Below are 20,672 nucleotides of genomic sequence, written 5' to 3'. Positions count from 1 at the left end.
GGGCCCTGGATTCAGGGGTCACGATCTGGGCGGTGGGGTCAGGGCCTCGGGTCTGCGGGCCTGACCCCACGGCCCGGGGGCAGGGTCCGGGGCCTCGGATCAGGGTCCGGGACTTAAGGTGAGGGGTCACGGTCAGGCGGGCAGGGGGCAAGGGCCAGGGCCCGAGGCAGGCGGAGTCCGGGGCCTGCGGTCAGGGTCCGGGGCCACGGTCTGGGGTCAGGGGCGCGGGGTCAGGGTTCTCACCGTCAGGTGGGCAGGGGCCAGGGCCCGGGGATCACGGTCTGGGGGACCTGGGACCAGGGCTCAGAGGGTCGGCCCAAGGGCAAGGGCAAGGTCGGGTCAGGGGACACGGGGCAGAGGCCCCGTCGGCAGGCGTTCCCGTTCCGGGCGTGAACGAGCGGACGCGCCCCCGTTCAGCCGACGTGGCGTCTCGCTCTCAGGGCCAGGCCCAGGGTGAGGACGGTCTGGGGGTCGTCCAGGTCGGTGCCGAGGAGTTCGCCGATGCGGGCCAGCCGGTTGTACAGGGTCTGGCGGTTCAGGTGCAGCTCGCGGGCGGTCTCCGCCTTGCGGCCCGCGTGCGCGAGGTAGGTCTCCAGGGTGGGCAGCAGCGGCGGCTTGGAGCGGCGGTCGTGGTCGCGGATCGGGCCGATGGCACGTTCCACGAACGCCGCGAGGTCGGGATGGTCGCGCAGCCGCCACAGCAGCAGGTCGATGTCCAGGCGCCGGGCGTCGTACCAGGGGCGGTCGGCCAGGCCATGGGCCGCGGTCGCCGTCTCCGCCGCGTGCCGCAGCCCCGCCGACGCCGCCGCCCAGCCGCCCGCCACGCCGACCACCACCACCGGGGGACGGGCCCCGGGCCGCTGCATGCCGGCCCGCTCCACGCCCGCCCGCAGCGCCGTCGCCACCCGGTCGGCCACCGCCGCGCGCTCCGACTCCGCGCGCAGGCCCAGCAGCAGCGGTACCCGGCCCTCCACCGGGCGCACACCCAGCAGCACCGGCACCCCGACCGAGGACAGCTCCTCGGCGACCGCGCGGGCCAGCAGGGCCCAGCCGCCGCCCTGGGCGATGGGGTCGCCGAGGCGCATGACGACCGGCAGCAGCGGGCCGGCGCCGGGCTTGAAGCCGAGGACGCGGGCCTGCGCGGGGGCGTCCTCGGCGGTGATCCGGCCCTCGGCGAGGTCGGTGAGGAAGTCACCGCGTCCGCGCGCGGCCAGCTCCTCGTCCTGGCGGGCCTGCATCAGCACCACGGCGAGGATCTCGGCCGCCCGCTCGACGGCGATCCGGTGCACCGGCGTGAGCGGGCCGCGTACCGGCAGCAGGACCAGGCGGGCCCGGACCGAGCCGGTCCCGGAGCCGCTGCCCGGGCCGCCGCCGGGTACGTCGACCAGGACCGAGCCCGCGGGCGGCGGGGCGTCCTTGTGCTGGCCGCGCAGGCCCTCCCACACCTGGAGCGGTTCGGCGCCGCCGGGGCTGGATCCGGCCGCGTACAGGAGCAGGCCCTCGGGGGTCTCCAGGAAGACGGGGTTGCCGCTGAAGTCGGCCAGGATGGCCAGCACCTGGGGGATGCCGCCGCCGCCGAGGAGCGCCTCCGTGCAGCGGCGGACCACTTCCTCCGCGCGCTGGAGCAGGGCGTAGTGCCCGTTGACGATCTCGGTGTGGATCTCCTCGGTGACGGTCACGAAGGCCACCTCGCGGTGCAGCTGGACCAGCGGCAGCCCGGCCGTGCGGGCCGTCTCCACGAGGGTGGCCGGGAGCCGGGTGAAGCGCGGGCCCAGCTCGACGACCAGGGCGGCGATACCGCGCTCGGCGAGGGTGCGGACGAACGCGCGCTGTTCGGCGGGGCGGGTGCCGAGGCCGTACCCCGTGGTCAGCAGGAGTTCGCCGCCCTTGAGCAGGGAGGCGATGTTCGGTACCTCGCCCGTGTGTACCCAGCGCACGGTCCGCTGCAATCGGTCCGCGCCGGCGAGCACCTCGGGGAGTCCGCCGCGCAGCCCGGGCAGCTCCAGTGCCCGCTGCACGGTGATCCCGGCGCCGTTGCTGTCGAATCGATGGTCCGTGCGGCTGTCCATGAAACGGACGCTACCTGCGCGGACAGGGTGGTGACAGCCGGGGGTCAGGGGGGCGATGCGAAGGCGGGGGTGCCGCCCGGCCCAGCGAGCCGGGTGGCACCCCCGTCGGCTTTCTCACACCGCCGTGTCAGCCCCCGTACGCCCCCGACGCCGTGAGCCTGAGGGCCGTGTCGATCAGGGGGACGTGGCTGAAGGCCTGGGGGAAGTTGCCGACCTGGCGTTGGTTGACGGGGTCCCATTCCTCGGCGAGGAGGCCCAGGTCGTTGCGGAGGGCGAGGAGCTTCTCGAAGAGCTTGCGGGCCTCGTCGACGCGGCCGATCATGGCGAGGTCGTCGGCCATCCAGAAGGAGCAGGCCAGGAAGGCGCCCTCGTCGCCCGGCAGGCCGTCGACGCCCGCCGCCTCGCCCTCCGTCGGGTAGCGCAGGATGAAGCCGTCGGGGGTGGACAGCTCGCGCTGGATCGCCTCGATGGTGCCGATCACCCGCTTGTCGTCCGGCGGCAGGAAGCCCATCTGCGGGATCAGCAGGAGGGACGCGTCGAGTTCCTTGCTGCCGTAGGACTGGGTGAAGGTGTTGCGCTCCTTGTCGTAACCCTTCTCACAGACATCGCGGTGGATGTCGTCGCGCAGATCGCGCCAGCGGTCCAGGGGGCCGTCGGCGTCGCCGGACTCGATGAGCTTGATGGTGCGGTCGACGGCGACCCAGGCCATGACCTTGGAGTGGACGAAGTGCCGGCGGGGGCCGCGGACCTCCCAGATGCCCTCGTCCGGCTCGTTCCAGTGGTTCTCCAGGTAGTGGATCAGCTTCAGCTGGAGCAGGGACGCGTAGTCGTTGCGGGCGAGGCCGGTCATGTGGCCGAGGTGGAGGGCCTCGGTGACCTCGCCGTAGACATCGAGCTGGAGCTGGTGCGCGGCGCCGTTGCCGACGCGGACCGGGGCGGAGTTCTCGTAGCCCGGGAGCCAGTCCAGCTCCGCCTCGCCCAGTTCGCGCTCGCCGGCGATGCCGTACATGATCTGGAGGTTCTCCGGGTCGCCGGCCACCGCGCGCAGCAGCCATTCGCGCCAGGCACGGGCCTCCTCGCGGTAGCCGGTGCGCAGCAGCGAGGACAGGGTGATCGCCGCGTCCCGGAGCCAGGTGTAGCGGTAGTCCCAGTTGCGGACCCCGCCGATCTCCTCCGGGAGGGAGGTGGTCGGCGCGGCGACGATGCCGCCGGTCGGGGCGTAGGTGAGGGCCTTGAGCGTGATCAGGGAGCGGACGACCGCCTCACGGTAGGGGCCGTGGTACGTACAGTGCTCGACCCACTCGCGCCAGAAGTCCTCCGTCGCCTCCAGGGACTGCTCCGGCTCCGGCAGCGCGGGCGGCTGCTTGTGGGAGGGCTCCCAGGAGATCGTGAACGCGATCCGCTCGCCCGGGGAGACCGTGAAGTCGGAGTACGTGGTCAGCGCCTTGCCGTAGGTCTGCGCGGAGGTGTCGAACCACACGGAGTCCGGTCCGGCGACCGCGACCGTGCGGCCGTCGTGCTTGTGGACCCAGGGGACGAGGCGGCCGTAGGAGAACCGCATCCGCAGGGTGGAGCGCATCGGGACGCGGCCCGTGACGCCTTCCACGATGCGGATGAGCTGGGGGGCGCCATCGCGGGGGGGCATGAAATCGGTCACCCTGACCGTGCCGCGCGGGGTGTCCCACTCGGACTCCAGGATCAGGGAGTCCCCGCGGTAGCCGCGCCGGTTCGACGTGGGCGGGGCGCTGTCCGGGGCGTGGGCCGGGCCGATCCGCCAGAAACCGTGGTCCTCGGTGCCCAGCAGCCCGGCGAAGATGGCATGCGAGTCGAAGCGGGGCAGGCACAGCCAGTCCACCGTGCCGTCCCGGCAGACCAGTGCCGCGGTCTGCATGTCTCCGATGAGTGCGTAATCTTCGATGCGCCCGGCCACGTGCAACTCCAGTCGAACGGCCACGTCACCCCATGAAGGGGCTGTCGCTAGTGCGGTCAAGGGGGGGTATTGGGGGGTATGTCAGTGGTACGTCTGAGGTATGTCATGCGTCGTTGAGCAATGAAGCAAAACAGCCGAGCGGCTCTGGTGGCAAAACGGCGGTCTGTGCTCAACGAACTGACGAGCCCTCGTTGTTCCGGTGGGATACGGGCGGGGGTGTGCCGTCTTTTCCGGCGGACTCGGCAGCGAGTGTCCGAGCAGGATACGACGCACGTAGATGATCTGCGCGCCGCTCCGGGCAACCTGGGTGCGCTGATCGGGTGAGCGGTCGGTGAGAAGTGCGTAAGGAGTGCGCGTACGTGTCGGTGTGTACGCGGAGCGTGGCCGGGCGGCACCGTCCCGAGGCGCTGTTACCCTGGTAGCCCGTGGACCGGTGGGCGTAGAACCCCCGAACCGCAGCGACGGCGCCCCCGGAGAACCGCACGTCATCCCGGCAGGATTCCTGCGGGGACCTCGTACGGAATCCGGTACGGCAGCGCCACCGCACCCCCAGACCGCGACCACGGGAGCCCCGTCTTGGCCATGCCGCCGAAAACCACGACGACCAAGCACATCTTCGTCACCGGGGGTGTCGCCTCCTCGCTCGGCAAGGGCCTGACGGCCTCCAGCCTGGGCATGCTGCTCAAGGCCCGGGGCCTGCGCGTCGTGATGCAGAAGCTCGACCCGTACATCAACGTCGACCCCGGCACGATGAACCCCTTCCAGCACGGTGAGGTGTTCGTCACCAACGACGGCGCCGAGACCGACCTGGACATCGGCCACTACGAGCGCTTCCTGGACCGAGATCTGGACGGCTCCGCCAATGTCACCACCGGCCAGGTCTACTCCACGGTGATCGCCAAGGAGCGGCGCGGTGAGTACCTGGGCGACACCGTGCAGGTCATCCCGCACATCACCAACGAGATCAAGAACCGCATCCGGCGGATGGCCGCCGACGACGTGGACGTGGTGATCACCGAGGTCGGCGGGACCGTCGGCGACATCGAGTCGCTGCCGTTCCTGGAGACCGTCCGCCAGGTCCGCCACGAGGTCGGCCGGGACAACGTCTTCGTGGTGCACATCTCCCTGCTGCCGTACATCGGCCCCTCCGGAGAGCTGAAGACCAAGCCGACCCAGCACTCGGTCGCGGCCCTGCGCAACATCGGTGTCCAGCCGGACGCGATCGTGCTGCGCTGCGACCGCGAGGTGCCCACCGCCATCAAGCGGAAGATCTCCCTGATGTGCGACGTGGACGAGGCCGCCGTGGTGGCCTGTCCGGACGCGCCGTCGATCTACGACATCCCCAAGGTCCTGCACTCCGAGGGCCTGGACGCCTACGCCGTCCGCCGCCTGGACCTGCCGTTCCGCGATGTGGACTGGACGACCTGGGACGACCTGCTCGACCGGGTGCACAGCCCGCGTCATGAGATCAGCCTCGCCCTGGTCGGCAAGTACATCGATCTGCCCGACGCCTATCTCTCGGTCACCGAGGCGCTGCGCGCGGGCGGCTTCGCCAACAAGACCCGTGTGAAGATCAAGTGGGTCACCTCCGACGACTGCAAGACCCCGTCCGGCGCCGCCGAGCAGCTCGCCGACGTGGACGCCATCTGCATCCCCGGCGGCTTCGGCGACCGGGGGGTGTCCGGCAAGGTCGGCGCCATCCGCTACGCCCGTGAGCACCGGATCCCGCTGCTGGGGCTGTGCCTGGGCCTCCAGTGCATCGTGATCGACGCGGCCCGCAACCTGGCCGGGATCACCGACGCCAACTCCACCGAGTTCGACCCCGCCACCGCCCACCCGGTCATCTCCACCATGGCCGAGCAGCTCGACATCGTCGCCGGTGAGGGCGACATGGGCGGCACCATGCGGCTCGGCATGTACCCGGCCAAGCTGGCCGAGGGCTCGATCGTGCGCGAGGTGTACGACGGCAAGGAGTACGTGGAGGAGCGGCACCGGCACCGCTACGAGGTGAACAACGCGTACCGGGCGGAGCTGGAGAAGAAGGCCGGCATCTTGTTCTCCGGCACGTCGCCCGACAACAAGCTGGTCGAGTACGTCGAGTACCCGCGTGATGTGCACCCCTACCTGGTCGCCACCCAGGCCCACCCCGAGCTGCGGTCCCGTCCGACGCGCCCGCATCCGCTGTTCGCGGGGCTGGTGAAGGCGGCGGTGGAGCGCAAGGTGGCCGCCGGGGGCGGTACGGGGGATTCCGCGGCGAGTTCTGTCTGAGACACCGGTTGTACGGTGGCCGGGGTGCGTTCCTCCTGCTGAGGGGGGCACCCCGGTTTTTTTCTGTCGCGCGTGGGAGGACAGGGCATGACGATCAAGGACAGTCCCGAGGAATGGGAGGTCCGGGCCACCGCGACCCCCTTCGTGGGCAAGAAGACCTCCGTACGCACGGACGAGGTGGTCATGCCCGACGGGACCGTCGTCGGGCGCGACTACCAGGTGCATCCCGGGTCGGTCGCCGTGCTGCCGCTGGACGACCAGGACCGGGTGCTGGTGCTGCGCCAGTACCGGCATCCCGTGCGGCAGAAGCTGTGGGAGATCCCGGCGGGGCTGCTCGACGTCCCCGGGGAGAACCCGCTGCATGCCGCCCAGCGCGAGCTGTACGAGGAGGCGCATGTCAAGGCGGAGGACTGGCGGGTGCTGACCGACGTCTACCCCACGCCCGGGGGGTGCGACGAGGCGGTACGGATCTTTCTCGCGCGCGGGCTGTCGGAGGTCGAGGGGCGGCGGTTCGAGGCGGAGCACGAGGAGCTGGACATGGAGCTGGCGCGGGTGCCGGTGGCGGAGCTGGTGCGGGGGGTGCTGGCGGGAGAGCTGCACAACAACTGCCTGGTGGTGGGGGTGCTGGCGTTGGTGGCGGCGCGGGGTGGGGCGGGTGTGGAGGCGTTGCGCTCCGCGGGGGCGGAGTGGCCTGCGAGGCCGTTCTCGGCGTGACGGTGTGAGGGCGCCGGGGGGCGGTGCGCTTGTCGTTTGGCTGCGGGGTGTCGTGGGTTGGCCGCGCAGTTCCCCGCGCCCCTGAGGGGTGTGTGGTTGCCGGGGTGTCTCGGGCGGGTCGGTGGGGGTTTGGGGTGGTGCGGGTGGTGGTTGGCTGCCGGCCGTCGTGGGCTGGTCGCGCAGTTCCCCGCGCCCCTGGGGGCGTGGCCGTCGCCGGCGGTCTCAGCCGCCTTGGCCACGTTGATCGGCCTAGGGGCCCGCTCCCCGTCGCCGTGCCCGTCGGTGGGGCGGCGCTGCCACCTCATCGGCCCCGGTAGCCCCCCGGGCAGTCCGACCATCGGTTGATCCGATCGGGGGACCTGTCCGCCGTGCTCCGCGGGGATCGTTGCAGAGGGTGAACTAGGCTCGTCGCGACCAGCCAGAGACAGGCGCAGGTGCCCCGGCCGCAGGGTCGGCGGGCGGTGGGACGGGAGCGTGGCCCGTGACGGATCAGGCGGTGGACACGGACGGCTTGCAGCTGTCGGGACACTCGTCGCAGGACTGCGGATTCCTGGGCCGGACACGGGAGTTGAAGGAGCTGTGCGCCGATATCGAGCGCGCCGGGCTGGACACCCTCGCCGGGAAGAAGGCGCCCCGCGCGCGGGTGCTGCTGATCGCCGGGAAGCCGGGGTCGGGGCGGACCGCGCTCGCGGAGGAGCTGGTGGCGCAGATCGCCGACCGCTATCCCGACGGGATCCTGCGGGCCCGGCTCGCCGAGCCGGACGGGACCCCGGTGCCGGTCGGGCAGGCCGCGCGGGAACTCCTCGGTGAGCTGGAGCTGCCGACGCCGCCGGGGGCCGCCGAGGACGATCTGACCGGCGAGTTCCGGGCGGCGCTGACCGGCCGCCGGGCGGTGCTGCTGCTGGACGACGCCGCCGACGCCGAGCAGGTCGACGCGCTGCTGCCGGACACCCCGGAGTGCCTCGTGGTCGCCGTGTCGCGCGGTCCGCTCACCGGCATCTCCGACGTCCGGCCGTGCACGCTGGGCGGCCTGGACACCAAGTCCGCGGTGGAGCTGCTGTCCCGGCACACCGGGTCGGTACGGATCACCGTCGATCCGCGTGCCGCCGAAGGGCTGGTCGAGGCGTGCCAGGCGCAGCCCGCCGCGCTGATGCTGGCCGGCGGCTGGCTGGCCGCCCGGCCGAAGGCCGCCGTCGCCGACCTCGCCAAGCAACTGCACGCGGAGGGCGACGAGGGCACCGCGCTCGGCCGGGTCTTCGGGCTGGTGCACACCGCGCTGCCCGCCGCCGCCGCCCGGATACTGCGCCTGCTCTCCCTCGCCCCGGCCGGACTGGCCGACCCGCACACCGCCTCCGCGCTGGCCGGCTGCTCGGTCGGCGCCGCCCGCTCCACGCTGGACGACTTCGTCTCCTTCGGCCTGCTGCACCGCAGGCCCGGCCCGCTGCCGCAGTACGAGGTGCCGGGCGCCCTGCACCCGCTGCTGGCCGCCCTCACCGAGACCCACGACAAGCCCGCCGAGTTGCAGCTGGCCCGCGCCCGGATGCTGGAGCGCACGGTACGGCTGCTCCAGTCCTGCCGGGCGATCACCGAGACCGACAACCCGGAGGCGCGCGAGAAGCTCCAGGACATGCCCCGCGCCCTGCGCTTCCCGACCCCCCGGGCCGCCGCCGACTGGCTGAACGTGCGCCGCCCCGCCCTGCTGGCCTCCGCCCGCCTCGCCGTGGCCGACGGCGAGCTGGACACCCTGGCCCGGCGGCTGATGTCCCAGCTGGTCCGGGCCATGGTGGCGCACGTCGGCACGCACGCCGCCGCGCCCGACCTGTACGGCGTCCACCGCCTCGTCCTCGATGTCGCCGAGCGCCGGGCCCTGCCCCGCGAGCGGGCGGCGGCGCTGCTGAATCTGGGCGATCTGGACGCCCGTACCGGCCGTACGACCGAGGCGCTGGTGCGCTACCGGGCCGCGCTGGACGCCGGACGGGAGGCGAACGACCCGTACGCGACCGGCCGCGCGATGGAATCCGTAGGCGGCGCGCACCAGGAGCTGGGGGACTACGAGCGGGCGGCCGACTGGTTCGGCCGCGCGCTGGCCGAGCGGCTGGCCCGCGACGAGCGCGCCGACATGGCCCGGCTGTACGGCCGGATCGCCACCGCCCACACCTACGCGGGCCGCTACGGCGAGGCCCAGCGCGGCTGGCGGGCGGCGCTCGCCGGGTATCGCAAGCTCGACGATGTGGCGGCGTACGCGCGGGCGTTGAGCGAGCTGGCGCGGGTCCAGGAGTACGCGGGACGGCCCGAGGAGTCGCTGCGCACCTGCCAGGAGGCGGTGGAGTGGGCGCGCCGCGCCGAGGACACCCGGCTCCAGGCCGCGCTGCACCTGCGGCTCGCCGACACCCTGGAGCATCTCGGCGACAGCACGGCCGCCGGGCTGCACCGCGGTGCGGCCGAGCGCATGCTGGGAGAGGAGTGCCAGGAGGGCGATCCAGGGGAATCCCTCGCGGAACACGGTGCTAACGCCTGCGAAATCCGTAGTACACCCGCGAAAGATTGAAGCAATGAAAGGCTAGACACCGGGAACACCTTCATTAGACTGGCTCTACCGCACGTTCTCCTGCGGTGTCTCCCGGTGTGCCCTGGCGCGGCCGGGTATGTCGTGTAAATACCCTCTGAGCCAAGGACCGTGATCGACGTGAAGGTCGGCATCCCCCGCGAGGTCAAGAACAACGAGTTCCGGGTGGCCATCACCCCCGCCGGCGTGCACGAGCTGGTGCGCGGCGGCCACCAGGTCGTCATCGAGCGAGGAGCCGGCACCGGCTCCTCGATCACGGACCAGGAGTACGTCGCCGCCGGGGCGCGGATCCTGGAGACCGCCGACGAGGTCTGGGCAACCGCCGACCTGCTGCTCAAGGTCAAGGAGCCGATCGCCGAGGAGTACCACCGGCTGCGCAAGGACCAGATCCTCTTCACCTATCTGCACCTGGCCGCCTCCAAGGAGTGCACGGACGCCCTCATCGAGTCCGGTACCACCGCCATCGCCTACGAGACGGTCGAGCTGCCCGGCCGCGGGCTGCCGCTGCTCGCCCCGATGTCCGAGGTCGCGGGCCGGCTGGCCCCGCAGGTCGGCGCGTACCACCTGATGCGCCCGTCCGGCGGCCGGGGTGTGCTGCCGGGCGGCGTGCCGGGGGTGACCCCGGCCAAGGCGGTCGTCATCGGCGGCGGGGTCTCCGGCTGGAACGCCACCCAGATCGCCGTCGGCATGGGCTTCGAGGTGACCCTGCTGGACCGGGACATCAACAAGCTGCGCGAGGCCGACAAGATCTTCGGCACCAAGGTCAAGGCGATCGCGTCGAACGCCTTCGAACTGGAGAAGGCCGTCCTGGAGGCGGACCTCGTCATCGGCGCGGTGCTCATCCCGGGAGCCAAGGCCCCGAAGCTGGTCACCAACGAGCTGGTGTCCCGGATGAAGCCCGGGAGTGTCCTTGTCGACATCGCGATCGACCAGGGCGGCTGCTTCGAGGACTCCCACCCCACCACCCACGCCGAGCCGACCTTCCCGGTGCACAACTCGGTCTTCTACTGCGTCGCCAACATGCCCGGCGCGGTGCCCAGCACCTCCACCAACGCGCTCACCAACGCCACCCTCCCGTACATCGTCTCGGTCGCCAACAACGGCTGGGTCGAGGCGCTGCGCCGGGACCCCGCGCTGGCCAAGGGCCTCAACACCCATGACGGCAAGGTCGTGTACAAGGAGGTCGCCGAGGCGCACGGGCTGGAGCACGTCGCGTTGGAGACCCTGCTCGGCTGACCGCCGGACGGCTCAATTCCGCTTCTTGCGCGCCCCGCTCCCGGGCGTCCGACGCGCCCTGTCGTGCCGTGACATGCCGTGGGACACCCGTCGTCCGGCCGCCCTACGGCGAATTCAAGTCATCATCCGGCAAAAGGCGATTCGTCAACACGGTTCGTCAACGCCACACACCCGGCCGGACCTTGCACGACAAGGTCCGGCCGGGTGTGTGTATGGTCACTTTGCCGCACTCGGTCAACTCGCCTCGAACGTAACCCTTGACCCGACCTTGAACCGATTCGCACCCCCGGGAAACCCACCGTGCGACGGTCGTACGCCCTTGACAGCGGGATGTTTCATTGCCGACACATCCTGCCGGGTCCGGCGGATTGTGTTGCTGCGGACGCCCGACACGCCATAGAGTCGCCAACCGTCGGCATGGTGCCACGCTGACCTGTCTAGAAGTTTCCTGGTCACCAAGGAGGTAAGACGACTTGTGAATGAGTCGACATTTTCTCCCGGGGGTGGTCAACCAGGAAGCCCTGCGCGGGGTCAGGCTCCCGCGGGGTTCGAGGCTGTCGGCTCCGTAGCGGTGCGCACCTTCGCGGCCCACCGGAGTCACCTCACGCCTGGGGTGACGCAGCCAGCACACCAGAGCATGGATGGCCATCACGTGAACGCCATGACCGGCGACGGAAGTGGCGTGCCCCACAACCACTTCGCCGACTACGACGAATTGCAGCAGGGGCACTTCTACGACCCGGACGCCGAGTACGAGCCCGATCCCGAGTACGCGGCCACGCTCGCGCCCGACGCCGCGCGTCAGCGCCGTGAGCGGGTCGGCCCGACCGGGCGCCCGCTGCCGTACTTCCCGATCCCGGGCCCGCTGACGGACCACGGGCCCGCGAAGATCATCGCGATGTGCAACCAGAAGGGCGGCGTCGGCAAGACCACGTCGACCATCAACCTGGGTGCCGCGCTCGCGGAGTACGGACGCCGGGTGCTGCTCGTGGACTTCGACCCGCAGGGCGCGCTGTCCGTCGGTCTCGGCGTCAACCCGATGGAACTCGACCTGACGGTCTACAACCTGCTCATGGAGCGGGGCATGTCCGCCGACGAGGTCCTGCTGAAGACCGCGGTCCCCAACATGGACCTGCTGCCCAGCAACATCGACCTGTCCGCCGCCGAGGTCCAGCTGGTCTCCGAGGTCGCCCGCGAGTCGACCCTCCAGCGCGCGCTGAAGCCGCTGCTGCCGGACTACGACTACGTCGTGATCGACTGTCAGCCCTCGCTCGGCCTGCTCACGGTGAACGCCCTGACCGCCGCGCACAAGGTGATCGTCCCGCTGGAGTGCGAGTTCTTCGCGCTGCGCGGTGTCGCCCTGCTGACCGAGACCATCGAGAAGGTCCAGGAGCGGCTCAACCCGGAGCTGGAGCTGGACGGCATCCTCGCCACGATGTACGACTCGCGCACGGTGCACAGCCGTGAGGTGCTGGCCCGGGTGGTCGAGGCGTTCGACGATCACGTGTACCACACGGTCATCGGGCGCACGGTCCGCTTCCCGGAGACCACGGTCGCCGGTGAGCCGATCACCACGTACGCCTCCAACTCCGTCGGCGCCGCCGCCTATCGCCAGCTCGCCAGGGAGGTGCTCGCCCGGTGTCACGCCGAGTGAGTCTGCCGGGGGCCGACGAACTCTTCCGTACGACAGGGGGTATGGCGCTCCAGCCGTCCACCCCGCGGCGCGGGCCCAACGGCGAGGCCCGGGTGCCGGCGCCGGCCGGGGAGAGCGACCCGCAGGCCGCCGAGGACGCCCCGCAGTCCGTGCCCGCGCAGGGCGGCGACGGCGACGGGGCCGAGCACGTCGCCACGGGCGCGGAGTCCTCCGACGCCGCGGCGCGCGGGCGGGACCGGGAGCGTGGCCGCCGGGCGGGGGCGCAGGAAGGTTCTGCCGCCCCGGGCGCCGAGGGCTCCGAGGCGCCGCGCAAACGCGGACGGGGCGGCGGCTCACGCCGGCCCAGCGGGCGGGAGCGGCACGACGAGAAGATCACCGTCTATGTGTCCGCCGAGGAACTGATGGACCTGGAGCACGCGCGGCTGGTGCTGCGCGGGGAGCACGGGCTCGCGGTGGACCGGGGGCGGATCGTGCGGGAGGCGGTCGCCGTGGTGCTGGCCGATCTGGAGAGCCGGGGCGACGCCAGCATTCTCGTACGACGGTTGCGTGGGCGGTAGCGGAAGGCTGCGCTAGCCTGCGGGGGATATGACCTCCAGCGATGCTTTTGTCTCCGGCGCGGGGCGCCCCGCGGGGCGGCGGCGTGTGCTGGGGCGGGGGCCGGGTGGGGCTCCGCCGGAGAGCGAGGTCTTTTCGCCGGTCCCGGACGATGGGCACCCCGGCGCCGGGGTGGAGAACGAGAACGACCCGCCCGTTGCCGAACCCGCCGAGGGGCCCGCTGAGAGGCACGTTGCGGCCGGGGAACCCGTGGAGACGGCCGTGTCCGGCGAGGCCGCCGTGTCCGGTGCTGATGCCGTGTCCGGCGCTGGCGTTCCGCCCGGTGACACCCCCGAGGACAGTGTCTTCAAGGTGCGGCTCGCCAACTTCGAGGGGCCCTTCGATCTGCTGCTCCAGCTGATCTCCCGGCACAAGCTGGATGTCACCGAGGTCGCGCTGTCGAAGGTGACCGATGAGTTCATCGCGTACATCCGGGGGATGGGCGCGGACTGGGATCTGGACGAGACGACCGAGTTCCTCGTCGTCGCGGCCACCCTGCTCGATCTGAAGGCGGCCCGGCTGCTGCCCGCCGCCGAGGTGGAGGACGAGGCCGATCTGGCGCTGCTGGAGGCGCGGGACCTGCTGTTCGCGCGGCTGCTCCAGTACCGGGCCTACAAGCGGGTCGCCGACATCCTCAGCGAACGGCTCGATGCCGAGGCGCGGCGCTATCCCCGTACCGTCGGACTGGAGCCGCAGCACGCGGCGCTGCTGCCGGACGTGGTGATCAGCATCGGGGCCGAGGGGTTCGCCCGGCTCGCCGTGAAGGCGATGCAGCCCAGGCCGAGGCCGCAGGTGTACGTCGATCACATCCACGCGCCGCTGGTGAGCGTGCGGGAACAGGCCGGGATCGTGGTCGCGCGGCTGCGGGAGCTGGGCGCGGCCAGCTTCCGGGACCTGGTCGCCGACACCGGGGACACACTGACCGTCGTCGCCCGGTTCCTCGCCCTGCTGGAGCTGTACCGGGAGAAGGCCGTGGCGCTGGAGCAGGAGGACGCGCTCGGGGAGCTGCTGGTGCGCTGGACGGGCGGGGCGGCGGATGCCGGGCCACTGGTGACCGACGAGTTCGACCGGGCGCCCGAGCCGCCGAAGTCGCCCGAGCCGCCGGAGTCGTCCGAGGAGGAGAGGAAGGCGTGAGCGAGCAGCCGGTACAGGCGCCGGGCGGCGTCGCCGACCTGGAACTCAAGCCCGCCCTGGAAGCCGTGCTCATGGTCGTGGACGAGCCCGCGACCGAGGAGCATCTCGCGAAGATCCTCCAGCGGCCCCGGCGCCGGATCGCCGACGCGCTGCGGGAGCTGGCCGATGAGTACGCGGCGCAGGGCAGGGGGTTCGAGCTGCGGCTGATCGCGGGCGGCTGGCGGTACTACACCCGGCCCGAGTACGCGGCGGCCGTCGAGGGCTTCGTCCTGGACGGGCAGCACGCCCGGCTCACCCAGGCCGCGCTGGAGACCCTCGCGGTGGTCGCCTACCGCCAGCCGGTCAGCCGCGGAAGGGTCTCGGCGGTGCGCGGAGTGAACTGTGACGGGGTCATGCGCACCCTGCTTCAGCGCGGGCTGATCGGGGAGGCGGGCACGGAACCCGAAACAGGTGCGATCCTGTACACGACGACGAACTACTTCCTGGAGCGGATGGGCCTGCGCGGCCTGGACGAGCTGCCGGAACTCGCGCCCTTCCTCCCCGAGGCGGAGGCGATCGAGGCGGAGACACTGGAAGGGGTGCCGTCGTTCGACCCGGACGCACCCGATGCTCCGGGCCCAGACGACGCGGACGACTAGACGGAACCTTTGATGCGAAGCAGTGGTAGCGGCAGCGGTAAGAGCGGCGGGCGCGGTAACCCCCGCGGCGCCGGGAACAGCAGGGACCAGAAGCAGGGGCAGGGCCAGGGTCAGGGCCGCCCCAGCAAGCCCCGGCCCGAGGAGCGCCGCTACGACGTGGGCCCCGGGGCCACGCAGGACGGCCCGAGGACGGGGCGTGGCGGCAGCGCGCGCGGCGGGGCCAAGGGCGGGCCGAAGAAGGCGGCGCAGCCCCAGCGCGGCCGGACCGCCCCCGGCAGCTCCCGTGAGTACGAGATGCGGGCCGAGGAGCGCAACCGGGAGCGGTACGCGGCCAAGGCCGGGAAGGAGGTCAAGCCGCCCCGGACCTTCCCGGGCGCCGAGCAGGAGGGCGAGCGGCTCCAGAAGGTGCTCGCGCGCGCCGGGTACGGCTCGCGGCGCTCCTGCGAGGAGCTGATCGAGCAGGCCAGGGTCGAGGTCAACGGCGAGATCGTCACCGAGCAGGGCAAGCGGGTCGACCCGGAGAAGGACGAGGTCAAGGTCGACGGGCTGACCGTGGCCACGCAGTCGTACCAGTTCTTCTCGCTGAACAAGCCCGCCGGGGTCGTCTCCACGATGGAGGACCCCGAGGGGCGGCAGTGTCTCGGGGACTACGTCACCAACCGCGAGACCCGGCTCTTCCACGTCGGGCGGCTGGACACCGAGACCGAGGGCGTCATCCTGCTCACCAACCACGGTGAGCTGGCGCACCGGCTGACCCATCCCAAGTACGGCGTCAAGAAGACCTACCTGGCGCACATCGTCGGCCCGATCCCGCGCGACCTGGGCAAGCAGCTGAAGGACGGCATCCAGCTGGAGGACGGGTACGCGCGCGCGGACCACTTCCGGGTCGTCGAGCAGACCGGCAAGAACTACCTGGTGGAGGTCACCCTCCACGAGGGCCGCAAGCACATCGTGCGGCGGATGCTCGCCGAGGCGGGCTTCCCGGTCGACAAGCTGGTCCGGGTCTCCTTCGGCCCGATCACCCTGGGCGACCAGAAGTCGGGCTGGCTGCGGCGCCTGTCCAACACGGAGGTCGGGATGCTGATGAACGAGGTCGATCTGTAGACAATGTCTCTGTGCGTGCATGCGCGCACACGTACGTGCGTACGGTGGCCGGTCCCGGGGATTTTCCGGGGCCGGCCGATTCCTTTTGGCCTTCCGGCCGGTCTGTAACGGTGACGGAGGGAGTGCCGGATGGCTGGGACGAGGACCGAGACGGATCCTGGGGAACTGCTGGAGCGGTCGCTGGCGTACGCGCTGGGGAGCGTGGCCGGGGTGGAGAGCGCGAGTCTGGGGCGGGGCACACCGTGCGCCGGGTGGGACCTCGGCGAGCTGCTGGGGCATCTCGACGACGCGCTGGACGCGCTGTACGAGGGGCTGACGGGCGGGGTGATCGGACCGTTCCCCGGAGCGCCGGAGGCCGCCGCGTGCGGGTTCCGGCGGCGGGCGTGCGCGGTGCTCGGCGCGTGGGCGGCGGGGGCGCCGCAGCGGGTGCGGATCGGGACGCGGCCGTTGGAGTCGAGGGTGATGGTCGCGGTCGGCGCGGTCGAGATCGCCGTGCACGGGTGGGACGTGGCCCAGGCGTGCGGACGCGTACGGCCGCTGCCGGTGCCGCTGGCGGCGGAGCTGCTGCCGGTCGCCCGGCGGGTGGTGGCCGAGGCGGATCGGGGGGTGCGGTTCGCCGGGCCGCTGGCCGTGTCGGCTTCGGCGGGGGCGGATGAGCGGTTGCTGGCGTTCTTGGGGCGTGAGGTGGGGTGAGGGGGAGAGGGGGCGGCTGAGGCGGGAGGGGAGGGAGGGACGGGGTGGGCTGAACCGTCGGTGGCGGTGGCGGTGGCGGTGGGCGGCGTGCCGGTGTCGCCGGGGCCGGGCTGTTGTCGGGCGGCGGTCAGGTGGTGGCCTGCCCGGATCGGGCCGGGGTGGTGCGGTTCGCCGGGCCGCTGGTGGTGTCGGCGTCGGCGGGCTCGGCCGGGCCGAGGGCGGCGGGGGGTGGCGTGGCCGTGCCGGGGTCCTTATAGTCGTAGTGACTCTTAATGGTCGTGGTGACTCGTGAGGGGTGGTCGTGCGGATGCCGGTCGGTGGTGTGGACGGGGGGCGGGTGGCGTGGCCATGACTGGTGGGTACGACAAGTACGCCTTCGAGCCCTTCGCCGTCACCGTCGATCTCGCCGTGCTCACGCTGCGCGCGGACGGGCTGAGGGTGCTGCTCGTCGAGCGGGGGCAGGAGCCGTACGCCGGGTGCTGGGCGCTGCCGGGCGGGTTCGTGCTGCCGCGGGAGTCCGCCGAGGCGGCGGCGCGGCGGGAACTGGCCGAGGAGACCGGGCTGGCCGATGTCTCCGGGCTGCATCTGGAGCAGCTGCGGACCTACAGCGAGCCCGGCCGCGACCCGCGCATGCGGGTGGTGTCGGTCGCCTTCGCCGCGCTGCTGCCCGAACCCCCCGAACCGCACGGGGGCGGCGACGCGGCGCAGGCCCGCTGGGTGCCGTACGCCGATGCCGGGCCGCTCGCCTTCGACCACGACCGGATCCTCGCGGACGCCCATGAACGCGTCGGCGCCAAACTGGAGTACACCTGCCTCGCGACCGCCTTCTGCCCGCCCGAGTTCACCCTCGGAGAGCTTCAGCGGGTCTACGAGAGCGTCTGGGGCACCCCGCTGGACCGGCCCAACTTCCGGCGCAAGGTGCTCGCCACGCCCGGCTTCGTCGCCCCCGTCCCCGGCGCCGCCCGGCTGACCGGCGGACGCGGCAAACCGGCGGCCCTCTACCGCGCGGGCCCCGCCACCACCCTCCACCCGCCCCTGCTGCGACCGCCCCGGGAAGGAACCCCCGCATGACCCCGACCACGCCCTCGGCCCCGGCCGCGAGCACCGTCCGCAAGCGCGCCGCCACCGGATCCCTGCTCGGCCTCGCCCTCGGGGACGCGCTGGGCTTCCCCACCGAGTTCAACGACGTGCCGTCGATCCTCGCCAAGTGCGGGCCCTGGCGGGAGATGGAGCTGCCCCGGCAGGCGTACGTCACCGACGACACCCAGATGACCCTGGCCGTCGGCCGGGCGATCCGCACGGCCATGGACCGGGGCGTGCTCGGGCCGCAGGGGCTGGTGGGGCCGCTGCGGCAGGAGTTCGTCGCCTGGAACCGCTCGCCGGACAACAACCGGGCCCCCGGCCGCACCTGCCTGACCGCCTGCGCACTGCTGGAGGACGAGGCGCTGCCCTGGCAGGACGCGAGCCAGCTCCATTCCAAGGGCTGCGGCGCCAACATGCGGGTCGCGCCGGTCGGGCTGATACCCGGTCTGAGCGATGAACAGCGGGCCGGGGCCGCCCAGTTGCAGGCCGCCCTCACCCACGGCCATCCCACGGCGCTCGCCGCGTCCGACCTCACCGCGCACGCCGTCCGGCTGCTCGCCCAGGGCGCCGAGCCGACCGGACTCGTCGGGCTGCTGCGGTCGTACGCCTACGACAACCGCGGCCGGTACCACGAGCGCTGGCTCGGCGATCTGTGGACGCGGAGTCAGGACCCCACGCCCGAACACTTCATCGGGCGCGGCTGGGACGAGTGCCTGGCGGTGCTGGAGCGGCTCCAGGGCGCCGTACGGACCGTGTCGCCGGAGACCGACCCGTGTCTGGCCACCGGGGAGGGCTGGATCGCCGAGGAGGCGCTGGCCACCGGGCTGCTGTGCTTCCTGCTTCTCGTGGACGAGCCGCTCACCGCGCTGCGCCGGGCCGCCTGCACCTCCGGCGACTCCGACTCGATCGCCGCGCTGACCGGCGCCTTCGCCGGCGCGTATCTCGGGGCCGAGGCGTGGCCCCGGCCGTGGGCGGACCGGATCGAGTACCGGGGGGAACTGGTGACGCTCGGGGCGCTCTGGGACGCCTGAGGCGGCCCCCGCGCTGACCTGGGGTGTTCGGAGCCGGGCGCCCGCCGAGTAGCGGAGCCCGACCGTGCGCGTGACATTGGCAGAGGCGGGCCGGGCCCGCAGCCGGCGCCCGGCCGCACTCTCGAAAGGCGCGATCATGGCGGGTAACGATCTCGGCAGTCTGCTCGGCAGTCTTCTCGGTGGCGGCGGGCAGCAGAGCGGCGGTGGTGGTGGGGGTGGTGCGACCGGTGCGAGTGGTGGGGCCGGTGGCAGTGGTGGCGCGGTCAATGTTCTCGGTGCGCTGCTCGGTGCGCTGATGTCCAAGGGCGGTACGAGTGCCGGGGCCGCCACCGGCGTGGCTGGCGGCGGCGCGGGCGGCAGCGCGAATCCGCTGGGCGGGCTGCTCGACATGCTGAAGAAGTCCGGACTGGTCGACCAGGCGCAGTCCTGGGTGGGCCACGGCCAGAACCAGCCCGTGACCGGCGCCCAGGTCCGCGAGGCGCTGCCCGACGACACCCTCGGCAAGGTCGCCGAGGAAGCGGGCGTCAGCCCCGACAAGGCGGCCGACCAGCTTGCCTCGGTGCTGCCCCAGGCCGTCGACAAGCTCACCCCCGAGGGCCAGGTCCCGCAGGCCTCGCTGGAGGACATCATCAAGCAACAGCGGGTGTGAGCCGGCGCTGTGCGCGGTGCCTGTTCGGTGGTCGGCTTGGTCGTCCCGGTCGTCCCGGTCGCCTCGATTGTTCCGGTGGTCCGGGTCGTCTCGGGGAGCGGGTGCCGCGCATCGGTGGTTTGCGGGCTGCGGGCTGACTAGGCTCTGCGGGCGTCCCAGCCGCCCTCCCCCAAGGACACGCCCAGTGAGAACCGCACTCGTGATCGGCACCGGCCTGATCGGCACCTCCGTCGCCCTGGCCCTGGTACGGCGCGGTGTCACCGTCCATCTCGCCGACCACGACCCCGAGCACGTCCGGACGGCCGCCGCGCTCGGCGCCGGGACCGACAGCCCGCCCGAGGGGCCCGTCGACCTCGCCGTCGTCGCCGCGCCGCCCGCCCATGTGGCCGCCGTGCTCGGCGACGCCATGCGGCGTGGTGCCGCCCGCGGCTACCTCGACGTGGCCAGCGTCAAGGGCGGGCCGCGCCGGGAGCTGGAGGCGCAGGGCCTCGACCTCACCGCGTACATCGGCACGCACCCCATGTCCGGCCGCGAGCGGTCCGGGCCGCTGGCGGCCAGCGCCGACCTCTTCGAGGGCCGCCCCTGGGTGCTCACCCCGACCCGGGACACCGACACCGAGGTGCTGAACCTCGCCCTGGAACTGGTCTCGCACTGCGCCGCCGTCCCGGTCGTCATGGACGCCGACGCCCATGACCGGGCCGTCGCCCTCGTGTCCCACATGCCCCACCTCGTCTCCAGCATGGTCGCCGCGCGCCTGGAACACGCCGAGGAGACGGCCGTACGGCTGTGCGGGCAGGGCATCCGCGATGTGACCCGGATCGCCGGTTCCGACCCCGCGATGTGGATCGACATCCTCTCCGCCAACCCCGGGCCGGTCGCCGACCTGCTCACCGACGTCTCCGCCGACCTCGACGAGACCGTCCAGGCACTGCGGGCCCTCCAGTCCGCCGACGAGGCCAAGTGGCGCGAGGGCGTCGACGGCATCCAGGACGTGCTGCGGCGCGGGAACGCCGGGCAGGTGCGGGTCCCCGGCAAGCACGGGTCCGCTCCGCGGGTGTACGAGGTTGTCGCGGTGTTCATCGACGACCAGCCGGGGCAGCTGGCCCGGATCTTCGCGGACGCGGGGCTGGTCGGGGTCAACATCGAGGACGTACGGATCGAGCACGCGACGGGGCAGCAGGCGGGGCTGGTGCAGTTGATGGTGGAGCCGAAGGCGGTGCCGGTGCTGGCTGCGGCGCTGCGGGAGCGGGGGTGGGGGGTGCGGCAGTAGGCGGCCGGCGTTCTGTTGCCGCCCGGCGTGGGGGTCGGC

Annotated in this window: 16 protein-coding genes; 14 read left to right on the top strand and 2 right to left on the bottom strand. The window is 72.5% G+C overall.

The genetic code is table 11. The features are described 5' to 3' along the window. Window positions 1–413 precede the first annotated feature (413 nt). A complete protein-coding gene (locus ACFXAZ_RS31570) occupies window positions 414–2,069 on the bottom strand; it encodes a PucR family transcriptional regulator (RefSeq protein ID WP_384598099.1) in 1,656 nt (551 codons plus the stop codon). 127 nt (window positions 2,070–2,196) lie between these two features. Further along, the gene (locus ACFXAZ_RS31565) at window positions 2,197–3,999 is read right to left on the bottom strand and encodes a glycoside hydrolase family 15 protein (protein ID WP_384598122.1); all 1,803 of its coding nucleotides are present in this window, start codon (window positions 3,997–3,999) and stop codon (window positions 2,197–2,199) included. A gap of 582 nt (window positions 4,000–4,581) precedes the next feature. Here ACFXAZ_RS31565 and ACFXAZ_RS31560 point away from each other — a divergent pair. The 14 genes from ACFXAZ_RS31560 (at window position 4,582) to ACFXAZ_RS31495 (ending at window position 20,633) form a co-directional block, all read left to right on the top strand. Next, on the top strand, window positions 4,582–6,267 hold the full coding sequence (locus tag ACFXAZ_RS31560; protein WP_384598097.1) for a CTP synthase: 1,686 nt from the start codon (window positions 4,582–4,584) through the stop codon (window positions 6,265–6,267). Between the two features lie 87 nt (window positions 6,268–6,354). Then, on the top strand, window positions 6,355–6,981 hold the full coding sequence (locus ACFXAZ_RS31555; RefSeq protein ID WP_384598095.1) for an NUDIX domain-containing protein: 627 nt from the start codon (window positions 6,355–6,357) through the stop codon (window positions 6,979–6,981). Window positions 6,982–7,462: 481 nt separating this feature from the next. Then, window positions 7,463–9,529 carry a tetratricopeptide repeat protein gene (locus tag ACFXAZ_RS31550; RefSeq protein WP_384598093.1) on the top strand — a complete coding sequence of 689 codons (2,067 nt, stop codon included), beginning with the start codon at window positions 7,463–7,465 and terminating at the stop codon, window positions 9,527–9,529. A 129-nt stretch (window positions 9,530–9,658) separates the two neighbouring features. Further along, a complete protein-coding gene (ald, locus tag ACFXAZ_RS31545; RefSeq protein ID WP_384598091.1) occupies window positions 9,659–10,783 on the top strand; it encodes an alanine dehydrogenase in 1,125 nt (374 codons plus the stop codon). A gap of 475 nt (window positions 10,784–11,258) precedes the next feature. Continuing rightward, window positions 11,259–12,437, top strand: a complete 1,179-nt coding sequence (locus tag ACFXAZ_RS31540) for a ParA family protein (RefSeq protein ID WP_382693498.1) — start codon at window positions 11,259–11,261, stop codon at window positions 12,435–12,437. Continuing rightward, window positions 12,422–12,994, top strand: coding sequence for a hypothetical protein (locus ACFXAZ_RS31535; protein WP_384598088.1), 573 nt, complete (start codon window positions 12,422–12,424; stop codon window positions 12,992–12,994). Before ACFXAZ_RS31540 ends, ACFXAZ_RS31535 begins: the two co-directional genes overlap by 16 nt. Window positions 12,995–13,022: 28 nt before the next feature. After that, window positions 13,023–14,165, top strand: coding sequence for a segregation and condensation protein A (locus ACFXAZ_RS31530; protein WP_384598086.1), 1,143 nt, complete (start codon window positions 13,023–13,025; stop codon window positions 14,163–14,165). Beyond that, complete coding sequence (scpB, locus tag ACFXAZ_RS31525; RefSeq protein ID WP_384598084.1) at window positions 14,162–14,803, top strand: SMC-Scp complex subunit ScpB; 642 nt, start codon at window positions 14,162–14,164, stop codon at window positions 14,801–14,803. Before ACFXAZ_RS31530 ends, scpB begins: the two co-directional genes overlap by 4 nt. Window positions 14,804–14,815: 12 nt before the next feature. Further along, on the top strand, window positions 14,816–15,907 hold the full coding sequence (locus tag ACFXAZ_RS31520) for a pseudouridine synthase (RefSeq protein WP_384598082.1): 1,092 nt from the start codon (window positions 14,816–14,818) through the stop codon (window positions 15,905–15,907). A gap of 129 nt (window positions 15,908–16,036) precedes the next feature. Beyond that, a complete protein-coding gene (locus ACFXAZ_RS31515; RefSeq protein WP_384598080.1) occupies window positions 16,037–16,600 on the top strand; it encodes a TIGR03086 family metal-binding protein in 564 nt (187 codons plus the stop codon). Between the two features lie 348 nt (window positions 16,601–16,948). Further along, complete coding sequence (locus ACFXAZ_RS31510; RefSeq protein WP_384598120.1) at window positions 16,949–17,671, top strand: NUDIX domain-containing protein; 723 nt, start codon at window positions 16,949–16,951, stop codon at window positions 17,669–17,671. Then, window positions 17,668–18,714 (top strand): ADP-ribosylglycohydrolase family protein, encoded by a 1,047-nt coding sequence (locus ACFXAZ_RS31505; RefSeq protein ID WP_384598078.1) that lies wholly within the window; start codon window positions 17,668–17,670, stop codon window positions 18,712–18,714. Before ACFXAZ_RS31510 ends, ACFXAZ_RS31505 begins: the two co-directional genes overlap by 4 nt. Before the next feature lie 136 nt (window positions 18,715–18,850). Then, window positions 18,851–19,363, top strand: a complete 513-nt coding sequence (locus ACFXAZ_RS31500; protein WP_384598076.1) for a YidB family protein — start codon at window positions 18,851–18,853, stop codon at window positions 19,361–19,363. Between the two features lie 184 nt (window positions 19,364–19,547). After that, window positions 19,548–20,633 carry a prephenate dehydrogenase gene (locus tag ACFXAZ_RS31495; RefSeq protein WP_384598074.1) on the top strand — a complete coding sequence of 362 codons (1,086 nt, stop codon included), beginning with the start codon at window positions 19,548–19,550 and terminating at the stop codon, window positions 20,631–20,633. Window positions 20,634–20,672 lie beyond the last annotated feature (39 nt).

Source organism: Streptomyces sp. NPDC059477 (assembly GCF_042749375.1).
Classification (GTDB): Bacteria; Actinomycetota; Actinomycetes; order Streptomycetales; family Streptomycetaceae; genus Streptomyces.
The sequence above is the reverse complement of the archived record's forward strand: the minus strand, read 5'-3'. Positions and strand labels throughout refer to the sequence as shown.